We start from the raw sequence: 20,341 nt of genomic DNA, 5'->3' as shown, positions 1-20,341 counted from the left end.
GCTCCCCCGTGGGTCGGGTCAGGCGGTCCAGATCTCGCGGACGTGTCGCAGCGGGTCGCTCTCGGTGTGGGGCTCGGCGGACCAGATCATGGTGGTCCGGCCACCCGAGGTGTAGCGGGGCCACTGCGGACCCGGGTCCAGATCGCGCACGAAACGCACCCAGGCTCGGTGCATCTCGTCGGCGAGGGGCTGGGGCGGCGCGTCCCCGGCGGCCGCCGTCACGCCCTCGGCGTCCAGGAGGTCGAAGGCGAAGGGCAGGTCGAGGCAGTGGAAGGCCGCGCCCTTGACCGGCGAGGGCCACGCGAACTCGTAGAGCCAGGTGGCCGGTTCACGGTCGGCGCGGGCATCGGCGAGGGCCACCGCCGGGGCGCGGAAGGTGGCGTCGGTGAGGGCCTGACCGAAGAACGTCCGCGGGCCCTGCTTCTCGTACGCGGCCCGGAAGGCCTCCGCCCGCTCCGGTTCCGCCCCCAGGAACGCCAGGAGTTGGGGCAGCGGCGGCGCCTCCGGGAGGTCGGGAAGGTCGTTGAACTCGTGCGTGGTGCACCCCAGCAGGAGCGGTACCTCGGCGCCGGAACCGCCCTCGGCCAAGGCCGTGTGGACCGGGTGCGGGATCAACTCGCCGTCGGCGAACGGCGCGAGGGTCTGCATCGGGGGAAGGCCCTCGCGGTCGGCCCCCGGCTCCAGGAGCCGGCGCTGGAGGTCGAGCAGTTCCTCGTCCGGGAGTCCGCCCAGCGCCGCGGCGGTGGCGGGCACGCCGGCGCGGGCGGTGAACAACCGTGCCGCGGCCCGGCCCACTTCGGGACCGTCGGGGCGCATGAGAGTGCCGGAGGCGGAGATGGCAGCGCGGAACAGGCCCCGTGCGGCCGGTACGGCCAGCAGCGTGAACACGGCTCCGCCGCCCGCGGAGTTGCCCGCGAGGGTGACCTTCGCCGGGTCGCCGCCGAACGCGGCGATGTTGTCCCGGACCCACTCGAGGGCGGCGATCCAGTCGAGCACGCCGCGGTTGTCCGGGGCGTCGTCGAGACGCAGGAAGCCCTGGACGCCGAGCCGGTATCCGACCGAGACGAGGACGACGCCGTCGCGGTTGAAGGCGGAGCCGTCGTACCAGGGGCTGGCGGCCGAGCCCGCCACATAGCCGCCACCGTGGATCCAGACGAGGACCGGCAGGGCGGCCTCCGTCGAGGCGTCCGGGGTGAAGACGTTCAGGTTGAGGACGCCGTCGCCGGGGATGGTCGGCTCGGGAACGGTGGTGACCTCGGTGATGGGACGGCGCTGCGCGGTCGGCCCGTACGCAGTGGCCGCGAGCGGCTCGGTCCACGGCTTGGGCGGGACCGGGGCGGCGAACCTCAGGTCACCGACGGGCGGCTGGGCGTAGGGGATGCCGAGGAAGCGCAGGCTCCCGTCCGGACGGCGTTCGCCCAGCACCGGGCCGTGAGTCGTGGTGACCGGTGGGGGCGTGCTCATCGGCTGCTCCTGACAGTTCACTCGAGGTTCCGGGGGAACCGTTTTCGGCCCCTGGCGCGGCTGGGTGACGCTGCGGCCCCCCTCAAGTCATGGCCGCACCGTCTCCCAAAATCTATCAGTTAACAAATTTGCGAACCAGGGCGGTCACGCGAGCTGTTCCGGCGCCTTCGCCCACGCATCGGTCGCGGCCTCCACAAGCGCGGGCCGATCGCCCTCGAGGAGCAGACGCTGTGCCACCAGGCGTGCGGCCAGGGCGTCGTAGGCGGCGAGGTAGCGGTCGCGTGAGCCGTAGCGCCGGAGCAGCTCGCCCGCCGGGTACGGGTGCCAGCCTCCGTAGTTCCCACAGGTGGCCGACGCGTTCGCGGTGGACACCGGGGCCAGGGCGGGCGGCGCCGGAGTGCCGAGCGGGAGGTCGGCCGCCGGGAACCGCACTCCGCCGAGCGGAAACCCGTCTCCGTCGACCCGGGGCACCGACACCTCCTGCCCGGGCAGTCCGTTCAGGAGGGCGGGATCGGCCGGCTTCGCTCCGGCCCTGAACAGGCGTTCCCGAGGCATCGGGACCCGCGTCCGGCCGACGCCGAGCCGGCGTTCCAGGGCCACCAGCATCGCCCGGGCGTAGGGCCTGTTGTCGATCGCGCTAAGCGGGATGGCCTCGCCGTCGTTGCACCCCTGGGCGAACGCCGCGTCCACCGCGGCCCGCGTCAGGGCGGGCTTGTGAGCGGCCGGCCAGTCATAGCGGTGGTAGCCGGACGCGGGGGGCGCCTGCCGGGAGACACTGGCCCGCAGCCGGTAGTAGTCCGTGTACGCGGCCACGTCCACGAAGACAGGGTCGGTCTCCGGTCGGCGCAGTACCTGACGTGGAGTCAGCGGCACCCCGCAGGGCCTGACATAGGCCGTCTGCGGGTCTCCGTCCGCGGCGGCGACGGCGTTGACGGCCAGCTGGTTGCCCACGCCGTCCTGGGCGTAGGCACCCTGGAAGACCTGTCCGCGCGCGTCGTTGAATCCCTCGGCCACGAAGCTCGTGACGAACCAGGCGGCCTGACTCAGGCCCACCAACAGCCGGTACCGGTGGGGGCCGAGGGGCGAGTCCGCGTCGCCGAGCCGGCCGTCGCGCAGCAGGCGGCCGAAGTCCCGGACGATGACCTGACCGACGCCCTGCGCGGTTTCCGGGACACCCGGCGAGTATCCGGTCTGCCACTGCACGCGCGCATAGGAGCGTGCGCCGTCGAACAGGAAGCCGTTGCCCAGCCCCGGCGTGTACGAGACGTCCTGCGGCGCCCCGCCGGGCACGTCGAACCCGTTGAAGTCGCGGAGCATCAAGGGGGTTCCGCGGTTCTCCGCCTCCACCACGACCGTGTCGTACGTGACCCGGCCGACGGGTCGGATCACCTCGAAGCCGGACGTGTAGGAGAGGCCGCCGATCCCGCCGACGGAGTCGAGCCCCGCCACGGGTTCCTCCCGGGACACGGTGCCCGAGACGGTGCCGGCCAGCCGTTCGTATCCGGTGCCCATGAACGTGCCGAGTGATTCCCTGCGGGTCACTCTGACACCGGTGACGCCCGACCCGCCGCCGGTCGCCGAGGCCGGGGCGGGCACGAGGGCCGGCAGGGCGAGGGCCGGACCGAGTAAGAGAAGTGAGCGGCGATTCAGCACGGGGACTCCCTGGAGGAGGTGCCGAAAGTCGACCCACGGGGATCGCGGGCGAGACGGGCGAGCAGCACCAGCGAGCGGGCTGATTCACCGTTCGGCTCGGCGTGGTAAAGGGCCAGTTGCTGGCCGCGGGTGCCGGGGATGGCGAGCTTCTCGTAGCGCAGACGCAGGCGTCCGACCTCGGGATGCCGGAGAACCACGGTGCCGCTGGTGCAGGTCGACACCTCCTGACGGCCCCACAGCCGGCGGAACTCCTCGCTGCGCGTGGACAGTTCGCCGACGAGTTCAGCCAGTCGCCGGTCGCGGCTCTCGGGACCGGCCAGCGCCCGGGTACCCGCGATCATGGCCGCCGCGACGTCCTCCCAGTCCCGGTCGCCTCCGCCGTACATGGCCCTCACCCCGGGATCGAAGAACACCGACCGCAGGGCGTTCTCGCCCGGTGCGTTCGCCGGGGAGAGCGCGATCGCGAGGGCGTTCGCGACGAGGACGTCCTGGCAGCGGTTCATCACCAGCGCGGGTATGTCGGTGCGGGACATCACGAACTGCCGTATGCCGTCGGGTACGTGGTCCTCGTGGTGCGGGGCGGCACCCGCGCGTTCGGGCGTGGTGAGGCGGTGCAGGTAGGCGGTCGCCTCGGCGTCAAGGCCGAGCACCCGGGCCAGGGCGTCCAGGACCTGGACGGAGGGATGGTGGTCGCGGCCCTGTTCCAGCCGCAGGTAGTACTGCGCGGACAGACCGGCCAGCTGTGCCACCTCCTCCCGGCGCAGCCCCGGTACACGCCGTCGGCCGTGGCCGGCCAGACCGACGTCCTCGGGCCGGACCCGGTCGCGGCGGGCCCGCAGGAAGGCGCCGAGTTCGTTTCCGCCGTTCACGGCGCAGCCCCGAAGGCCACCGGCAAACCTGTCCCTGTCGGGGTCCTGGCTGGACGGGCCGCCGCGGTACACAGTGCTGCGCAACACATCCCTCCCGGAGGAACGCCATGACAGCCGGCACCACCCGCCTGACCACGCCCTTCACCCGCGACAGCACTGCCGACGAGGTCCTGGCCGGCGTCGACCTGACCGGCCGACGCGCCGTGGTCACCGGCGCGTCCTCCGGACTCGGCGTCGAGACCGCCCGCTCGCTGGCCCGCGCGGGCGCCGAGGTCACTCTCGCCGTGCGCAACACGGCGTACGGCGACAAGGCCGCCGCCGACATCCGGGCCACCACGGGCGGCGAACGGGTAACGGTCGCCGTGCTCGACCTGGCGGACCAGGAGTCGGTGGCCGCCTTCACCGCGGGCTGGTCCGGCCCGCTGCACATCCTGGTGAACAACGCCGGTGTCATGGCCGTGTCCGAACTGCGCCGTACTCCCGAGGGCTGGGAGTACCAGTTCGCCACCAACCATCTCGGCCACCTCCACCTCGCGCTCGGACTGCATCCGGCCCTGGCCGCCGACGGCGCGCGCGTGGTCGCCGTCAGCTCCTTCACCCACCTGCACGCGCCGGTCGACTTCGACGACATCCACTTCGACCACCGCCCCTACGACCCCTGGCTCGCCTACGGCCAGTCCAAGACCGCCAACGTGCTCTTCGCGGTCGAGGCGTCGCGGCGCTGGGCCGGTGACGGGATCATCGCCAACGCCCTCCACCCGGGCGGCATCCAGACCCGTATCCAGCGCCATCAGGTGGAGATCCTCAAGGGGAACCCCGAGGCGCAGGAGGTCATGGCGCGCTTCCCCTGGCGCACCGCCGAGCAGGGGGCGGCGACTTCGGTGCTGCTCGCGGCGTCCCCGCTGGTGGAGGGAGTCGGCGGACGCTACTTCGCGAACTGCGACGAAGCCCTTCCGTACGACCCCGACGCCGACGCCGGACCGGAGCCGATCGGGGTGGCCGCGCACGCGCTGGATCCCGAGGCGGCCGAGCGTTTGTGGACCGCGTCCGCCCGGATGCTGGGCCGTTGACCCCGGCTCAGGGGTGACGGAGTACGGGCAGGACGATGGCCGAGGGACGGTCGGGACCGTGATGCACCTCCTGATGGGCTGCGCGGAGTTCGGTGGCGACCGCGACCGGCTCTCCGGTGCCGGTGTTGCGGGCGTAGCGGGGGAACGCGCCGCTGGAGACCTGCACGCGCAGGCGGTGTCCGCGCCGGAACCGGTACGCCGCGGGCCACAGCCGGACCGTGGCACAGGACAGCTCGTCCGCGCCCGTCAGTGAGACCAGGCCGTCGCAGACGTTGACCGAGCGACCGCGTTCGTCCACGTCGCACAGGCGCACGAACGCGTCGGCGAACGGCAGGCTGGAGCGGAACCAGATCTCGGCACCGATCTCGCCCACGACCTCGACGTCCTCGGCCAGCATGTCGGTGGTGTAGGTGAGCACGTCGGGCCGGGCCTCCAGCTTGCCGTTGTCCTTGCGACCGCCCGCGGCGGCCCGCACACCGCCCAGGGCCGGAGTGGGTCCGCCGGGTCGTAGCGGTAGCGGTCGGCGGGCGATGCGGCGGGCACCTCGGTGGACAGGCCGCCGCCGGGCTGGATGTGGAAACGCCGGGGCCGGTTGCCGGGCGGTGGCCAGGACGGGAAGTCGGTCCAGTTCTCCTCCCCCATGACGTACAGGCGCACGGAGGAACGCTCGGGCGGCCGCTCGCCACGGGCGTGGGCGAGTCCGAAGGTGAGCAGTTCGCGTGTGGGCGTGTTGTCGAGGTTGGCGTGCGTCCACGGACCGATGGTCAGCCGCGCCTCGCGTCCCGCCGCCTGCAGGGCCTGGAAGTCGCGGATCTGGCCCGGCAGGAAGATGTCGAACCAGCCGCCGATCGAACTGACCGGGACGGACGTGCCCCGCACGCTCTGGATCAGGACCTGGAATCCGCGCTCCGCGGGCACGCGGCCCAGTTGCAGGCCGACGGGACCCCGCCAGCCGTAGGGGGAGCGCACGAGCACGAGCGGCAGTCCCTCGCCCCCGGACCTCGGCGCCCACTGGTGGGCCGGCAATGTCGTGCCGTCGGGCATCGGTACCCGCAGATCACGCCGGACGGTCACGTCCCGGGTGATCGGCGGGTCCAGCTTCAGGACTCGCTGAGCGAGCCGGCTCACCGGTCTCATCGGTCGTCACCCGTCGTCCCTCACGCGGCGGACGCCTCGGCGAGGGCGTCCTTCCACGCGGTGCGGGCGACGATGAGGGAGCGCCAGGCGCGCAGGGACTTCGGCGAGACCCCGGCCGCCAGCACACCGGTCAGCCGGTCGCCCTTGCGGTAGGCGACCAGCAGGCGCCGAGCCTCGAAGTCGCTGTCCAGTACGACGGATTCGTCGTGGTCGCGCAGATTGCCGTAGGCCTGGAGCTTGGTTCCGTACTGGTCGGACCAGAAGTAGGGCACCGGGGCGAACGGCTTGCGCTCGTCGGGGTCGAGCAGGGCGCGGGCCACGGCAATGCCCTGCTCGGCGGCGTGCGTGCGGTGCTCGACCCGCATCACCGTCTCGAAGAGCGGGTTGTGCCAGCGGGCCACGTCGCCCACCCCGTACACCCCCGGCGCGGCGGCGCAGTACTCGTCGCACACCAGCCCGTTGTCCACGGTGAGCCCGCTGCCCGCGAGCCATTCGGTGTTGGGGAGCGAGCCGATGGCGACCAGCACGTCGTCGGCCGGGAGGATGGTGCCGTCCGTCAACTGCACACCGGTGACGACCCCGTCGCCGCCGAGGATCCGGGCGACCGCGGCGTTCGTGCGCACGTCGACACCCTGCTCGCGGTGCAGACGGGTGAGGAACCCGCCCGCCTCCTCGCCGATGGCCAGCGCGAGGGGAACGGCCGCCGACTCCAGCATGGTCACCTCGACCCCGAGTCCGCGCGCCGTGGCGGCCACCTCCGCGCCGACGAACCCGGCACCGACGATCACCAGCCGCCCTCCCGGACGCAGCGCCTCCTTGAGGGCGAGCGCGTCCGCGAGCGTACGCAGGACGTGCAGCCCGGTCAGCGCGTCCTGCCCCGGCAGCCTGCGGGGGCGCACCCCGGTCGCGACGACCAGTCGGTCGTACTCCACCTCGGAACCGTCCGCCAGCGTCACCGCCCGCCGTTCGGTGTCCACGCCGGTCGCCGGCACGCCCAGCCGCCAGTCCAGGCCGAGTTCGTCGAGGTCCGCGAGGGGGCGCAGGGCGAGCCGATCGGCCTCCCACTGCCCGCACAGCAGCTGCTTGGACAGCGGCGGGCGGTCGTAGGGGTGGTGCGGTTCGTCCCCGACGAGCACGATCTCACCCTCGTACTTCGCCCGGCGCAGGGCTTCGGCCGTGGCCAGCCCGCCCGCCGACGCGCCGACGATCACCACACGGTTCATGACACGGCCTCCTGCAATGACGACTGTCGCTCGACTGCTCTCGCACAACTGGAAGGGCACTCCTACTGGCTCCAGTGAAGCATAATTGGAAGTAAGCTCCCAGTTATAGACCGGAGCGATGACGATGGACGCCTCCCGACATCTGCGCACCGACGCCGTGCGCAACGCCGAGCGAATCCAGCGCGCCGCGCGGAAGGTCTGGGCGGAGCAGGGCCCCGACGCCCCGCTCGAGGAGATCGCCCGGCAGGCGGGGATGGGGATCCCGACGCTGTACCGGCGCTTCCCGGACAAGGCCGTGCTCGCCCGCGCCGCGCTGGAACAGTGTCTGGCCGAGGACCTGTCCCCCGCCCAGACACGAGCGCTGGGGGAAGACGACCCGCGGCACGGCCTCACGACGCTGATCGAGGCGGCGCTGACCCTGGGCGCCCGAGAGCACGGCACGCCGGCTGCCGCCCGCATGGCCGACGCGCTCACCGCCGACGTCTCCACGGAGTTCCACGAGGCGCTCGCCGAGTCGCTCCGCCGCTCACAACAGTCCGGATCAGTCCGCGGCGACCTCGCCCCCGAGGACCTGCCACGGATCATGCTCATGCTCTTCAGCGTGCTGCGGACGATGCCCGCGCGCAGCGATGGCTGGCGCCGCTATCTCGGCCTCGTCCTGGACGCGGTGGCCTCCACCACTGCCCTCCGCAGCCGAACTCGTCACGTCGGCCCGCCCGGACGGCTTCCGGTTCTGACCGGCCGAACCTCCGGGGACGGGTGCCCCCTCACCCGGAGCGCGGTGCCGGCGCCTGCCACAGCGCGACGATCACGTCGATCAGGCTCGACGCGGCCTCGTCCCAGGTGGCGTGGAAGGTGGGGGCGTTCTCTGCGAGCGCGCGTTCACGCTCGACGGACGTCCGGGCGACCAGATGGCGTGCCATGACGGCGCGTTCCGCGTGCACCCTCGCGGGCAGGTCGGGCAGACACCGAGCCACACCGCCGTGGAACCGCTCCAGCGCGGGAGCCACGGCACAGGACTCCTCGATCACGACCGCGTGCAGGGCCGGATCGGTGCGCACCTGGGCGGAGAACCGGGCGTACCAACTGGGACTGCCCAGAACGTCGAGATGCTCGATGGACGGTCGCACCAGGCATGCGATCCACCCCCGCAGGTCCGTGGAGTCCCCCAGTTCGGTCAGCATGCGGGCACGTATGCCCTCCACGGGTTCGGCGTGCCTGCCGGCAATCGCCCGGATCAGGTCGACCTTCGTACCGAAGTGGTAGGCGATCGCGGCGTTGTTGCCCTGCCCCGCCGCCTCGACGATCCGTCTCAGTGAGACGGCGTGCACTCCGTACTCGGCGAACAGCCGCTCCGCCGCCCTGAGCAACGCTTCCCGCGTGGCCCCCACCTGTTCTGTCCGCCACGTGCTGCTCGCCATCCCCACCACCACAGAAGCGCCCAAGGCTTCGCAGCAGCACAAACCGCGCCCTCACCACCGCCCCTCGCCACCCCATCACTTTTTCTCCACAATCCACGCCACCGGACTGCTCGATTCCGCTTGAGCGCCGGACCGGCATTGCTTAAGTGAATCGATTGATTTAAATTCGTGGTGCTTACTCCCTCGCACGAAGCACCTCCCCCCACCCTGAGGAGTGACATGACCCACGCGCCCACCGACGAGCAGAACGCGGTGATCCCCGACTTCCCGATGCCGAGGCAGACCGGCTGCCCCTTCGCCCCGCCGCCCGAGCTGCGAGCGTTGCACGCCGCGCAGGTGCTCGATGACCGGCCGCTGACGAAGGTCCGGATCTGGAACGGCACCACGCCCTGGATCGTCACGCGGTACGAGGACCAGCGTGCCCTGCTCGCGGACCAGCGTTGCAGTGTCGACCAGCGCAATCCCGACTTCCCGTACATGAACCGGTCGTTCCGGGAGGTCGCCGCACGCGGCGCGGTACCGTCCTTCCTCAAGATGGACGACCCCGAGCACGCCCGCGTCCGCCGGATGATCACCGGCGCCTTCACCGCCAAGCGGGTCGAGGCCATGCGGCCCGCCGTGCAGCGCATGACGGACGACTTCATCGACGCCATGCTGGCCGGCCCGAAGCCCGCCGACCTGATCCAGGCGCTGGCCCTGCCGCTACCCTCCCTCGTCGTCTGCGAGCTGCTCGGCATCCCCTACGAAGACCACGAGTTCTTCCAGACCAGGAGCGCGGTGGGCATGCGTCACGACGCCGATCAGGAGGAAGTCGCGGCCGGTCAACGCGCGCTGCTGGAGTACCTCGACGGCCAGATCGAGGACCGGCTCGCCCACCCCGCCGACGACCTGCTCACGGAGCTCGCGAACCGGTACCGGGACGGCGAGCTCGACCGAGGCCAGGCCGCCTCGATGGGGCTGCTGCTGCTCGGCGCCGGCCACGAGACCACGGCCAACATGATCGGCCTGAGCATCGCGCTGCTGCTGCAGCACCCCGGACAACTCGCGATCATCCGCGACGTCGAGGACCCGAAGGCCCTGACGAGGGCCGTTGACGAGCTGCTGCGGTATCTGACCATCATCCACCTCGGCAACCGCCGGATCGCCCTTGAGGACATCGAGATCGGTGGTCTGACCATCCGTGCCGGAGAGGGTGTGGTCCTGCCCAGCATCACGGCCAACTGGGAGGAAGGCCACTTCCCCGAGCCCGAGCGGCTCGACCTGACCCGTGACGCGCGCCGCCACCAGGCCTTCGGCTTCGGGATCCACCAGTGCCTCGGCCAGCCCGTGGCCCGACTGGAACTCGAGGTCGCTCTCCAGACTCTGTTCCGCCGGGTTCCGGCCCTGCGTCTGGCGACCGAGGTGGACCGGCTGCCCTTCAAGGAGGACGGCCTCGTCTACGGCCTCTACGAGCTGCCGGTGACCTGGTAGCACCCCTGTACGACCTCAACCGCACCAACGAATCAAGGAGACCGTCATGCGTGTGGAACTCGACGAGCCGAAGTGCGTCGCGGCAGGACAGTGCGTCGTCGCCGCCCCCGAGGTGTTCGACCAGCGGGACGAGGACGGCATCGCGTTCCTCCTCACCGACAGCCCCGGCGACGAGCTCCTCGACGGCGTCCGGGACGCGGCCGCGATCTGTCCCGCGGCGGCGATCCGGCTGACGGACGGATAGCACCTCGGAAACGCTGTCGCCTTCCCCCGCGCGCGCGGGGGAAGGCGACAGCGTTGACAGCGGCCGTCACGCGTCCAGCGCGCCGCCCTTGCGTGCAACGCCGCCGAGCCAGGCCAGGCTCGGCTTGGGGGTGCGCTCGAACGTCTCCCGGTCGACGGCGATGAGCCCGAACGTCGGTGCCCAGTGCCCCCACTCGAAGTTGTCCAGCGCCGACCAGTGCAGGTACCCGCGGACGTCGACGCCGTCGGCGACGGCGTCGTAGAGGTGACCGAGGGCCTCCGTCGTGTACGCGATACGGCGCTTGTCGTCCGCGGTGGCGATGCCGTTCTCCGTGACCAGCAGGGGTATCTTCCCCTCCGTGGCCTCCCATGCCTGCCGCAGCGCGACACCGAGGGCGTCGGGCCGGTACGCCCAGCCGGTCAGCGTGTTGTCGGGGTGGTCCGGGTGGGCTATGACCCCGCGCTCGTCCACGGTCTGGCTGGTGTAGGACTGGATGCCCAGGAAGTCGTCACCACGAGCCCCCTGGTGGTACAGGTCCTCCCACGCGTAGCGCAGCTCGGCGATCTTCTCCTCACCGCCGGGGGCGGGCACCAGCGACTGCTGCGCGACCGACCAGCCCACCTTCGCCGAGGTGCGCTCGCGCACGACGGCGACGGCCGCGCGGTGCGCCGTCACGAGCGCCTCACCGATCCGCGTGTCGGGAGCGGGCATCCGCACATCGGCGCCGAGATTCATCTCGTAGCCCTCGGCGATGGCCTTCGCGAAGCCGATCATCATGGCCAGGATGTTCGGTTCGTTGATGGTCACGACCCAGTTCACGCCGTCGAGGATCGTGCATGCGTGCTCCACGTACCGGGTGAACCGCTCGACGGCGGTGGGGCTCGTCCAGCCGCCCTCGTCGACGAACCAGCGGGGACTGCTGAAGTGGTGCAGGGTGATGACCGGTTCGAGGCCGAGCCGCCGGGCCGTGTCGATCATCCGCCGGTAGTGGGCGAGCTCCGCCTTGGAGAATTCGCCGGGCTCCGGCTCGATCCGCGCCCACTCGACGCCGAACCTGTAGGCGTTCAGCCCCGCCTCGGCCAAGAGCCGCATGTCCTCCTCGTAGCGGTGGTAACTGTCCAGCGCGTCGCCGCTGAGTTCCAGGCCGCCCTGGCTCTGGTGCTCCGTCCGCCACCAGTCGCTGTTGGTGTTGTTGCCCTCGATCTGGTGCGGTGAGGTGGAGGCACCCCACAGGAAGTCGGGTCGGAGGGTGGACGTGTAGGTCATCGGATCGCCTTAAGGATCGTGGTCAGGTCGTCGGCGGTCACGGCGACGCCGGGGAAGTGCAGGTACTGACGTGCAGGGATGGACGCGACCATGAACGCGAGGTCGCCGTCCGCCTCGGACTGTGCCCGCTGCTCCGGGGTCGCCCCCGCCATCAAGGCCTCCGTGAGCAGCGGACCGGCGACCGGGTGAGCGAACCAGTCGCCGATGGCGGAGTCGAGGGACAGCGCGGTGGTCTCGGTGTCGCCGGCGAGGATGACGGTCTGCTCGGCGACGATGTGCGCGGCACTCTCGCCGAGCTGCACGGTGTACGCGCCCGGGGCCACGGTCCAGCCCTCGCCCTCGATGTCGTAGTGGGCGAACGCCCGCCGTCCCAACGGGAGCTCGACCGTACGGGACTCCCCGGGCGCCAGCGCGACCTTGGTGAACGCGCGCAGTTCGCGCACCGGGCGGCGCACCCGACCGGCACCGGTGGCCACGTACACCTGGACGACGTGCTTGCCGGCCCGCTCACCGGTGTTGGTCACCCGCACCCGCACGACGGCGGTGTCGTCCCCGGTGACGTCGACGGACAGGTCGCCCATCTGGAAGGTGGTGTAGCTCAGACCGTGGCCGAAGGGATAGCGGACGGTGCGGCCGACGCTCTCGTAGTGGCGGTAGCCGACCATCACGCCCTCGCCGTAGCGGGCGTGGCCCGCCTCGCCGGGGAAGGTGAGGTAGCTGGGGTTGTCCTCCACGCGCAGCGGGATGCTCTCGGCCAGTCGGCCCGAGGGGTTGACCGCACCGGACAGCACGTCCGCGAGGGCGCCGCCGGTGGCCTGGCCGAGCAGCCAGCCCGCCACGACCACGTCGACCTCGTCGTGCCAGCCCTCCAGGGACACCACACCTCCGGAGGAGAGCACGACCACCGTGCGGGGAGCGACGGCGGCCACCGCACGCACCAGTTCCACCTGGTCGGCGGGCAGGTCGAGATGCTCACGGTCACTGCCCTCGGTGTCCCCGCGCAGGCCCACGAAGACCACCGCGACCTCGGTCCCATAGGTGGCCCGGACGGCTTCTTCGCGCAACGCCTCGGTGTCGCCCGCACCGTCGGTCGTGAAACCGGACGCGTACGTCACGGGGTGGCCGAGGGCCTTGATCGCCTCCAGTGGGGTGTCGACGCGGGTGGCGTTGATCTGGGAGCTGCCTCCGCCCTGGAACTGCGGGCGGGCGGCGAACTCGCCGATGACGGTGAGCCGTACCCCCTCCGCGAGTGGCAGCGTGTACTTCTCATTCTTCAGCAGGACGACGCAGTCGGCGGCCAGCTCCCGTGCCAGGGAGTGGTGTTCGGCAGGAACCTCGCCGACCCGGGACAAGGAGGCCGGTTCGGTGAGCGCGACAACCCTGCGCGCGCTCGCGTCGACGACGGACTCCTCCAGGACGCCCGCACGCACCGCCCACTCGACCGCCGCGTCGTTCGCGGCGTCCGGACCGGGCATCTGGAGGTCGACGCCCGCGGCGAGCGCGGCGACCCGGTCCCCGACGGCACCCCAGTCCGAGACCACCGCGCCCTCGAAGCCCCACTCCGTGCGCAGGACGTCGGTCAGCAGCCACCTGTTCTCGGTGGCCGGGACACCGTTGAGCCGGTTGCAGGCGGCCATGACGGCGGCGGGGCAGGCCTCGGTGACGATGTGCTCGAAGGCCGCGAGGTAGATCTCGCGCAGGGTGCGCTCGTCGACGTCGGCGCTGACGCGCATCCGGTCGGTCTCCTGGTTGTTCGCCGCGAAGTGCTTGACGGTCGCTCCCACGCCCTGGCTCTGCAGGCCGCGCACGAAGGCGGCTCCCAGGACGCCGGACACCAGCGGGTCCTCGGAGTAGTACTCGAAGTTGCGCCCGCACAGCGGCGACCGCTTGATGTTCACACCCGGCCCCAGGACTACGCCGACACCCAGCGCGCGGGCCTCCCGGCCGATGGCCGCTCCCACGCGTGCGGCCAGCTCGGCGTCCCAGCTCGAGCCGACGGCCACGGCGGGCGGGAAGCAGGTGGCGGGCTCACTCGCGTGGAAGCCCACGTTGTCGCCGCTCTGCTTCTGTCGGCGAACGCCGTGCGGGCCGTCCGTCAGCACCATCGCGTCGAGCCCCGCCCCGGCGAGCGGCTGGGGGGACCAGAAGTCCCCACCCGAGAGCAGGGCCGCCTTCTCCTCCAGGGGGAGACTGGCGGGATCGAGCTGCCGCATGCACGCCACCTAAAAGTCACAGAAATGTTTCGGCGTTGAAAATCTACCATTCAAAAAAATTCAGAGCTAGCCTGCGCGCTGGGAGCACAAGGGCTCCACCCGTACGAAAGGCCCGGGGTGCCGCATGACACTCAACGTCGAGTCACCGCACGAGGAAGAGCAGGCCGGCAAGGCAGGCTTCGGCGCGCGGTTCGCACTCATCCTTATCGCACTGCTGTGGGCGTCCCAGCTGAACGGCCTCGTCGGCCTGATGGGTTCGAACGCCCAGTCCCAGATCGCGATCCACTACCACACCACCCAGATCGCCTGGTTCAGCCAGATCGGCCTGCTCGTCGGCGTCTTCGCGACGCCGTTCATCGTCAAGTCCGCCGGCATGTTCGGCAAGAAGCGACTGCTGGTCATCATCACCGCGCTGGGCTTCGCCGGTGACCTGATCGCCGCCTTCTCGACGAACTTCGAGACGTTGCTCATCGGCCGTGCCGTCGCGGGCTTCTACGGTCCCTCGCTCGCGCTCATCTACGCGCTGACCCGCGACGTGTTCCCGCCCAAGCTGGTGGGACCCGCCAGCGGTTTCCTCGGCGGCGGCATGGGCGTGCTGGCGCTCGGCGGACCCTTCCTGTCCGGCTGGATCCTGGACGACTACGGCTATCGCGGCGTCCTGTGGTTCATGGTCATCGCCACCGCCATCAGCCTCCTCGCGCTGCTCTTCGTCGTCCCCGAGAGCACCGTCCGCGAGCCCCGCACCCCGGTCGACTGGGTCGGCGGCATCCTGCTCGGCGGCGGCCTGGCGTCCATCGTCTACGGCGTCGGCAAGGGCGAGGGCTGGGGCTGGACCAGCACCAACACGGTCAGCTTCATCGGCGGTGGTCTCGTCGCCGTGATCCTCTTCATCCTGGTCGAGCGCAAGGTCGCCCACCCGATGTTCCCCATCACCCTGCTGGGGCGCCGCCGGGTCTGGTCCACCTTCCTGGTCACCGGCCTCATCATGGGCGCGATCTACGCCCAGGGCACTGTGCAGAACCTGCTCGTCCTGATGCCGCACATCCCAGGCCTGTCCGACGGCCTGGGCTGGACCGCCACCAAGAACGCCTGGGTCGGCGCGCCGAGCAGCGTGATCCTCATCGCGGTCTCCGTGCTGACCGGTGTGCTCGTGCGCCGTTACGACTCGCGTCTGCTGCTCGCGATCGGCAGTGCCCTGGTGGCGGTGGGCGTCGTGCTCGTCTCGCAGTTCCACCACACCCCCGCCCAGTTCATCGCGATCGGCGTGTTCAGCGGTGTGGGTATGGGCATGGTCGTCGCCCTGGTCCCGATCATGGTCATCGAGTCGGTGAGTCCGGAGGAACAGGCCCTGGGCAACGGCGCGCAGAACATGATGAGCGGCGTTCTGCAGGGTGTGCTCACCCAGATCGCCTTCGTGGTCGTCGCACAGAACAGCCACGTCATGAAGGGCACCGCCTTCTACGTCGACGACAGCTTCACCAAGGGATACCTGCTGTTCGCCGGCGTGATCGCGGCCGGCACCCTGCTCATCGCGCTCATCCCCAAGGCCAAGACCCTCGATGAGGCCGAGATCGGCCAGTCCGCTTCGGCGACGGCAGCGGTCTGACCGAGCCCTTTCCAATCCGCTTCCCCATGAGGCCACGTGGCCGACTCCATGTCCGTCGGAGTCGGCTGCGTGGCCATGTCATGACGGTTGTCCATGGCCGCCTCGGCGGAGTGTTCGGGTCCTGGCCATGGGGAAGGCTGTCGCCGCACGACCGAAAGCCTCCCGACACCGTCCGGGCAACCCGGCCGGCCGCCGTCACCGCCGCCTCCCATCTCACGGGCACCCGTCCCGTGATCCCCCGCGCACGAGGCCAGTGCGTTGTCCTACGTACCGCTCACCTCCACCTCCCGGTGGACCCGGAGTCGCGCGGCGCCGACTTCTCGTCTGTTCGCCGTACAAGTTCCTCGACCCGCACCACGGAGTCCTCACCGCGCGACCGGAGTCGCTTCGGTCACCCCACCCGCACATAACCGATCGCCGGAGTATCGCCGCATCTCCGAGGGCCCCCCGAGCGCACGCAAGAAAGGGTCCCGGCGCCTTGCGCGCCGGGACCCTTCTCGTCGCCCGTGGCAGGTCAGCCCATGAGCACCGACGCGAAGAAGTCGAGCGAGCGGTCGACCTCCTTGAGGGAGGGACCGCGGTTCAGGTGGCCGTGCGTCATACCCGCCGCGAGATACGTCCGCACGGGAACCCGCGAGTCCTCCAGCTGCCGGGCCAGCAGGTCGCCCGAGGGCCGCAGGTCGTCGTACTCGGCGAGGACGATGCCGGTCGTGGGAAGGCCGTCGAGGTTCGCGGCGCCGGGCATCGCCGTCGGGGGCAGATCCGTCAGCCGGCCCACGTAGTTGCGCACCATGTACTCGATGCCGACCGTGGTGAACCGCATCAGGGACGGCAGCTTGCGCATACCGGCCGCCGTCTCGTCGTCCAGGGCCGGATTGGGGAAGTGGACGAAGGGATACGCGAGCAGCAGGGCGTCCGGGCAGGGTTCGCCCTGCTCGCGGACCCGGATCGCCGTGGACAGGGCGAGAGCGGCACCCGCGCTCGCACCCCCGAGGGCGACGGGGCCGGACGCCACCGACACCCTCTCGGTGAGCCACAGCCATGCGGCGTGCGCGTCGTCGACGGGGACCGGGTAACGCACACCGTCGACCGCCAGCCGGTAGTCCACGGAGACGACCACCGCCTGGGCGCGAGCGGCGAGTTCGGCGGACACGACGTGCGCCTCCGGCATCTCCAGGTCGCCGCCCATGAACCCGCCGCCGTGCAGCCACAGCAGTGCGCGGCGTGGTTCGGTCCGTGGGGCGTAGATCCGGACCGGAATCTCCCCGTGCGGGCCCGGGATCGTACGGTTCTCGATGGAGATATCCGGCGCGCTCCACTCAGCGGGGTCGCGGCAGTACTCGGCGAACCGTTCCATGGCCTGCGGGTCGGACTGGGCGTCCTCCCAGCTCAGGCCCTGGAGGAGAGGCAGCTTCTCGGCGAGAAACGGGTCGAGTGGCATGGGCGCTCCCAGAAGTCGGCTCCCCGAAAATTTAACACAATAAGAATTTGACGAGTCAGTCGACGGGCTTCGTCTCCTGCGCCGCTCCGGGCATGAGCAGCCGCGCGAACGACTCGGCGACGGCTGCGATGTCGACCGTCGGATCGTGCATCCACTGGATCTGCAGGCCGTCCAGCACCGCGAGAAGCGCCCTGGCCAGATGAGCGGCCGGCTCGTCGTCCCGGATCACACCGTTTCGCTGCTGTGTCTCGAGGTCGTGTGTGGCCTCGACGGCCAGGTCGCGGTAGCGGTCGCGAAAGTAGCTGTGCGCGGGGCTCTCCGGATCGGTGGCCGCCGCGGACAGAGTGACGTACAGCTTGGCGAGTGCGGGGTGGTCGGTGGTGTGGCGTGTGCTCGCCACCATGTTGGCCACCATGTTCGCCTCGGGGCGGCCCTTGTCGGCGAGTTGCTTTCCCACCACGTCCCGTCGCTGCAGCACAGCGAGCAGCAGGTCGTCCCTGGTGGGGAAGTAGTACGTGAGCGCGGGCTGGGTCACGCCGACCCGGTCGGCGATGTCCTGCAGCGACGCTCTCTCTCCGTGCTCGTCGACGGCCTCGTAGGCGGCCTGCAGGATCTGCTCCCGGCGCGCCGCACTCTTCTTGTAGGGGCCTCGTGGCTTTCGCTGGTTGGTCACTCGGGGGCCTCGTGGCTTTCGCTGGTCCGTCACTCGTCAGACCGTACTTCACGTCGGATGTCGACGAGTTGGTGTGTATCCGGCGCTGTGGGCCGCGACGGGCTCGTGGCACCGGTATGAACGTACGACGGGGCGCGCCACCTGGATCGGTGGCGCGCGCCCGCCCGCACAGGACGGACCGGGTGCCGGCGTGTCAGGTCGGCGGCCCCCGGTCCGTCGGTCTATCCGACCGTCACCGTCGCGGCGCAGGTCAGCGTGTCGGAGGCGAAGCCGGCCAGGATGGTGATCTCGCCCGGCTCGATGCCCCGGCGCCCATCGAGGAGGGTGTGGTGGAGCCGCTGGACAGGGGCTTCGAGGAGCACGCCACGGCTCTCCCCGGCGGCGAGGTTCACGCGCGCGAACGCGATCAGCTGCCGCACCGGGCGCACGACGGACGCGAACTCGTCGCGCGCGTAGAGCTGCACCACCGTCTCGCCGTCCGAGTCGCCGGTGTTCGCCACCGTCAGCCGGGCCCGGATCACGCCGTCGACGAGTTCGACCGCCGCCGCTCCGTGCCGTTCGTCGAGTTCGACGCTGAAGGTGGTGTACGACAGTCCGTGGCCGAAGGCGTAGAGCGGGCCCTGCGCGTCCAGGTCGCCGTAGCCGTGGCGGGTGCCCGTCGGGTGGTCGTAGCCGCTGCCGTGGTGATGGCCGTGGTACAGGGGCAGCTGGCCCAGGTGCCGCGGGAAGGTGCCGGGCAGCCTGCCGCTGGGGTTGATCAGGCCGAACAGGGTGTGCGCGATCGTGGTGCCTGCCTCTTCTCCGAGCAGCGGAGCGAGCAGCACCGCGCGGGAGATGCGCGCCGCCTTCTCCAGCAGCAGAGGCCGGCCGGAGACGACCACGGTCACCAGCGGCTTGCCGGTGGCGGCGAGCTGTTCCAGAAGCTCCTCCTGATCGCCGGGCAGGACGGGTGAGGCCGTCGTCTGCCCCTCGCCGGTGGTGTTGTTGCCGACCCAGCCGGTGCGTTCGCCGACGACCGCGAGAACCACGTCGGCCTCGGCCACCGCGACCCGCACGCACTCGGCGTCGAGCGAGCCGTCCTTCTCGAACGAGCCCAGCGACACGAACTCCGTCCCGGCGTTCAGTGCGCGCACGGCTTTCAGCACCGTGACGGCCTCAGGATGCAGGTCGCGAGCCACCTGCTCGAAGGTCGTGTCCATTCCGGGCATACGGGTCTGGAAGAGGTCGGTGAAGTTGAAGGTCGCCGGGTCGACGCCGGGAACCCTGCCCTCCATGACCGCCGTCATGCCCAGGGGCGTCTCCACGTTCGCGACGGAGGTGTACGCGCCGAAGTGGACACGCAGTTCGTCGGCGGCGGGGCCTACCACGACGATCCGGCTCCGGCCCGGTGCCAGTGGCAGGATGCCGTCGTTCTGGAGCAGCACCGTGGCGCGGGCGGCGATGGCGCGGCGTACCTCGGCGGCCTCCTCACGGTCCGGCGCCGGCGCCGGCTCAGGGGCCGGCCCGATGCCGGGGACCAGCCCGACGCGGGCCTTGAACGTCAGCACCCGGGCCACGGCCAGGTCCACGACCTTCTCGTCGAGCCGTCCCTCGGCGACCTCCTCGACCAGGGACGCGAAGTTGACGTCGCCGGGCAGCTCGACGTCAAGGCCGGCGGACAGGGCCTGCGTCGCCGCCTCGCCCGTCGTGCGGGCGGTGCGGTGATGGGTGCGCAGCATGTTGACCGCGTCGTAGTCGCTGACCACCATGCCGTCGAATCCGAGCGTCTCCCTGAGGAACTCGGTGAGCAGCCAGCGGTTCGCGGCCACCGGGACTCCGTCGATCTCGTTGTAGGAGTTCATCACTCCCGACAGTCCCGCCTCGCCGATCGCCCGGCGGAAAGGCTCGGCGTACTCGTCGACCAGCGCGCGGCGTCCGAGCTGGGTCGCCGCCTGGTTCAGCGCGCCCTCCGAGCTGCCGTAGCCGAGGAAGTGCTTGCCGGCGGCGAGGACGCCGGGCCGTTCCTGCATGGCCCGCACGAAGGCGACGGACATCTGGGCGGACAGCTCCGGATCCTCGCCGTACGTCTCGTGGACGCGGCCCCAGCGGGAGTCACGGTTGATGTCCGTCACCGGGCCGAACATCAGCTGCATCCCGGTGTCCAGCATGTGCGCGGCCGTCACCGTCGCCGCGCGCCGGACCAGCTCGGGCTCCCAGGTCGCCGCCTGTGCCCAGGCCGTGGGGAACTGGGAGCCGGAGTCGTGCAGGAAGCCGTTGATGCCTTCGTTGTGGATGAGGGCACCGATGCCGAACGGGGAGACCTCACGCACCGCGTTCTGGATGCTGGCCAGCCGGTCCCGCAGGAGATCCGCGCCACCGCCGAGGAACGAGACCATCGAAAGATGCCCCACCCCATGGGGACGCAGCCTCCTCACACGGCTTGTGTCGATGCCCGGGAAGCCGGAGTTGTCGTTGTCCGGCGGCCCGAACAGTTCGGGCATGGCGAATCCGGTGAGCTGAGCGACCTTCTGCTCCAGCGTGAGTCGGGATACCAGACGCCAGATGTCGTCGGGTCCCCAGGTGTCACTGGCCATGGCGGGACTTTCGTTCGC

15 protein-coding genes and 2 pseudogenes are annotated in these 20,341 nt (G+C 70.9%); 5 read left to right on the top strand and 12 right to left on the bottom strand.

Annotation, left to right across the window (positions count from 1 at the left end; translation table 11 throughout):
* Positions 1-18: 18 nt before the first annotated feature.
* From ACZ69M_RS34110 to ACZ69M_RS34100, 3 genes are all read right to left on the bottom strand, one after another.
* Positions 19-1,464: a carboxylesterase/lipase family protein gene (locus ACZ69M_RS34110; RefSeq protein ID WP_470055979.1), complete on the bottom strand. Its 1,446-nt coding sequence runs from the start codon at positions 1,462-1,464 to the stop codon at positions 19-21.
* A 144-nt stretch (positions 1,465-1,608) separates the two neighbouring features.
* The gene (locus tag ACZ69M_RS34105) at positions 1,609-3,117 is read right to left on the bottom strand and encodes an alpha/beta hydrolase domain-containing protein (protein WP_470055977.1); all 1,509 of its coding nucleotides are present in this window, start codon (positions 3,115-3,117) and stop codon (positions 1,609-1,611) included.
* A complete protein-coding gene (locus ACZ69M_RS34100; protein ID WP_470055975.1) occupies positions 3,111-3,986 on the bottom strand; it encodes a helix-turn-helix transcriptional regulator in 876 nt (291 codons plus the stop codon). The genes ACZ69M_RS34105 and ACZ69M_RS34100 overlap by 7 nt, the downstream gene beginning before the upstream one ends.
* Before the next feature lie 107 nt (positions 3,987-4,093).
* On the opposite strand from ACZ69M_RS34100, the gene ACZ69M_RS34095 reads away from it, so the two are divergent.
* A complete protein-coding gene (locus ACZ69M_RS34095; protein WP_470055973.1) occupies positions 4,094-5,056 on the top strand; it encodes an SDR family NAD(P)-dependent oxidoreductase in 963 nt (320 codons plus the stop codon).
* A gap of 7 nt (positions 5,057-5,063) precedes the next feature.
* On the opposite strand, the gene ACZ69M_RS34090 is transcribed toward ACZ69M_RS34095, so the two are convergent.
* The 3 genes and pseudogenes from ACZ69M_RS34090 to ACZ69M_RS34080 all read right to left on the bottom strand — a co-directional run bounded on the left by ACZ69M_RS34090 (position 5,064) and on the right by ACZ69M_RS34080 (position 7,416).
* On the bottom strand, positions 5,064-5,531 hold the full coding sequence (locus ACZ69M_RS34090) for a CocE/NonD family hydrolase (protein ID WP_470055971.1): 468 nt from the start codon (positions 5,529-5,531) through the stop codon (positions 5,064-5,066).
* Between the two features lie 320 nt (positions 5,532-5,851).
* Positions 5,852-6,100 (bottom strand): annotated as a pseudogene (locus tag ACZ69M_RS34085) (CocE/NonD family hydrolase); the annotation flags it as partial.
* A gap of 113 nt (positions 6,101-6,213) precedes the next feature.
* Entirely contained in the window at positions 6,214-7,416 is a 1,203-nt protein-coding gene (locus ACZ69M_RS34080) for an NAD(P)/FAD-dependent oxidoreductase (RefSeq protein WP_470055969.1), read from the bottom strand.
* 118 nt (positions 7,417-7,534) lie between these two features.
* Here ACZ69M_RS34080 and ACZ69M_RS34075 point away from each other — a divergent pair.
* Positions 7,535-8,068, top strand: a pseudogene (locus tag ACZ69M_RS34075) (TetR/AcrR family transcriptional regulator); the annotation flags it as partial.
* A gap of 115 nt (positions 8,069-8,183) precedes the next feature.
* Here ACZ69M_RS34075 and ACZ69M_RS34070 read toward each other — a convergent pair.
* Entirely contained in the window at positions 8,184-8,837 is a 654-nt protein-coding gene (locus ACZ69M_RS34070; protein ID WP_470055967.1) for a TetR/AcrR family transcriptional regulator, read from the bottom strand.
* 219 nt (positions 8,838-9,056) lie between these two features.
* On the opposite strand from ACZ69M_RS34070, the gene ACZ69M_RS34065 reads away from it, so the two are divergent.
* Complete coding sequence (locus ACZ69M_RS34065) at positions 9,057-10,307, top strand: cytochrome P450 (protein WP_470055965.1); 1,251 nt, start codon at positions 9,057-9,059, stop codon at positions 10,305-10,307.
* A 46-nt stretch (positions 10,308-10,353) separates the two neighbouring features.
* Complete coding sequence (locus ACZ69M_RS34060) at positions 10,354-10,551, top strand: ferredoxin (RefSeq protein ID WP_470055963.1); 198 nt, start codon at positions 10,354-10,356, stop codon at positions 10,549-10,551.
* A 66-nt stretch (positions 10,552-10,617) separates the two neighbouring features.
* Here ACZ69M_RS34060 and ACZ69M_RS34055 read toward each other — a convergent pair whose 3' ends face one another.
* Complete coding sequence (locus ACZ69M_RS34055; RefSeq protein WP_470055961.1) at positions 10,618-11,817, bottom strand: glycoside hydrolase family 1 protein; 1,200 nt, start codon at positions 11,815-11,817, stop codon at positions 10,618-10,620.
* Positions 11,814-14,030: a glycoside hydrolase family 3 C-terminal domain-containing protein gene (locus ACZ69M_RS34050; protein ID WP_470055959.1), complete on the bottom strand. Its 2,217-nt coding sequence runs from the start codon at positions 14,028-14,030 to the stop codon at positions 11,814-11,816. Before ACZ69M_RS34050 ends, ACZ69M_RS34055 begins: the two co-directional genes overlap by 4 nt.
* A 124-nt stretch (positions 14,031-14,154) precedes the next feature.
* Here ACZ69M_RS34050 and ACZ69M_RS34045 point away from each other — a divergent pair, with 124 nt between their 5' ends.
* Positions 14,155-15,636: an MFS transporter gene (locus tag ACZ69M_RS34045; RefSeq protein ID WP_470055957.1), complete on the top strand. Its 1,482-nt coding sequence runs from the start codon at positions 14,155-14,157 to the stop codon at positions 15,634-15,636.
* 514 nt (positions 15,637-16,150) lie between these two features.
* Here the strand turns inward: ACZ69M_RS34045 and ACZ69M_RS34040 are convergent.
* From ACZ69M_RS34040 to ACZ69M_RS34030, 3 genes are all read right to left on the bottom strand, one after another.
* Positions 16,151-17,077, bottom strand: a complete 927-nt coding sequence (locus ACZ69M_RS34040) for an alpha/beta hydrolase fold domain-containing protein (RefSeq protein WP_470055955.1) — start codon at positions 17,075-17,077, stop codon at positions 16,151-16,153.
* 55 nt (positions 17,078-17,132) lie between these two features.
* Positions 17,133-17,750, bottom strand: a complete 618-nt coding sequence (locus tag ACZ69M_RS34035; protein WP_470055953.1) for a TetR/AcrR family transcriptional regulator — start codon at positions 17,748-17,750, stop codon at positions 17,133-17,135.
* 221 nt (positions 17,751-17,971) lie between these two features.
* The gene (locus ACZ69M_RS34030) at positions 17,972-20,323 is read right to left on the bottom strand and encodes a glycoside hydrolase family 3 N-terminal domain-containing protein (RefSeq protein ID WP_470055951.1); all 2,352 of its coding nucleotides are present in this window, start codon (positions 20,321-20,323) and stop codon (positions 17,972-17,974) included.
* Positions 20,324-20,341 lie beyond the last annotated feature (18 nt).

This window comes from Streptomyces sp. NPDC107454, assembly GCF_055582885.1.
This window is presented reverse-complemented; position numbering and strand designations above follow the sequence as displayed.

Excerpts from the sequence above, each read along its gene's own strand:
- ACZ69M_RS34060 (WP_470055963.1), top strand. The coding sequence starts at position 10,354 with ATGCGTGTGGAACTCGACGAGCCGAAGTGCGTCGCGGCAGGACAGTGC.
- ACZ69M_RS34040 (WP_470055955.1), bottom strand. The coding sequence starts at position 17,077 with ATGCCACTCGACCCGTTTCTCGCCGAGAAGCTGCCTCTCCTCCAGGGC.
- ACZ69M_RS34065 (WP_470055965.1), top strand. The coding sequence starts at position 9,057 with ATGACCCACGCGCCCACCGACGAGCAGAACGCGGTGATCCCCGACTTC.
- ACZ69M_RS34055 (WP_470055961.1), bottom strand. The coding sequence starts at position 11,817 with ATGACCTACACGTCCACCCTCCGACCCGACTTCCTGTGGGGTGCCTCC.
- ACZ69M_RS34080 (WP_470055969.1), bottom strand. The coding sequence starts at position 7,416 with ATGAACCGTGTGGTGATCGTCGGCGCGTCGGCGGGCGGGCTGGCCACG.
- ACZ69M_RS34070 (WP_470055967.1), bottom strand. The coding sequence starts at position 8,837 with ATGGCGAGCAGCACGTGGCGGACAGAACAGGTGGGGGCCACGCGGGAA.
- ACZ69M_RS34095 (WP_470055973.1), top strand. The coding sequence starts at position 4,094 with ATGACAGCCGGCACCACCCGCCTGACCACGCCCTTCACCCGCGACAGC.
- ACZ69M_RS34045 (WP_470055957.1), top strand. The coding sequence starts at position 14,155 with ATGACACTCAACGTCGAGTCACCGCACGAGGAAGAGCAGGCCGGCAAG.
- ACZ69M_RS34050 (WP_470055959.1), bottom strand. The coding sequence starts at position 14,030 with ATGCGGCAGCTCGATCCCGCCAGTCTCCCCCTGGAGGAGAAGGCGGCC.
- ACZ69M_RS34030 (WP_470055951.1), bottom strand. The coding sequence starts at position 20,323 with ATGGCCAGTGACACCTGGGGACCCGACGACATCTGGCGTCTGGTATCC.
- ACZ69M_RS34110 (WP_470055979.1), bottom strand. The coding sequence starts at position 1,464 with ATGAGCACGCCCCCACCGGTCACCACGACTCACGGCCCGGTGCTGGGC.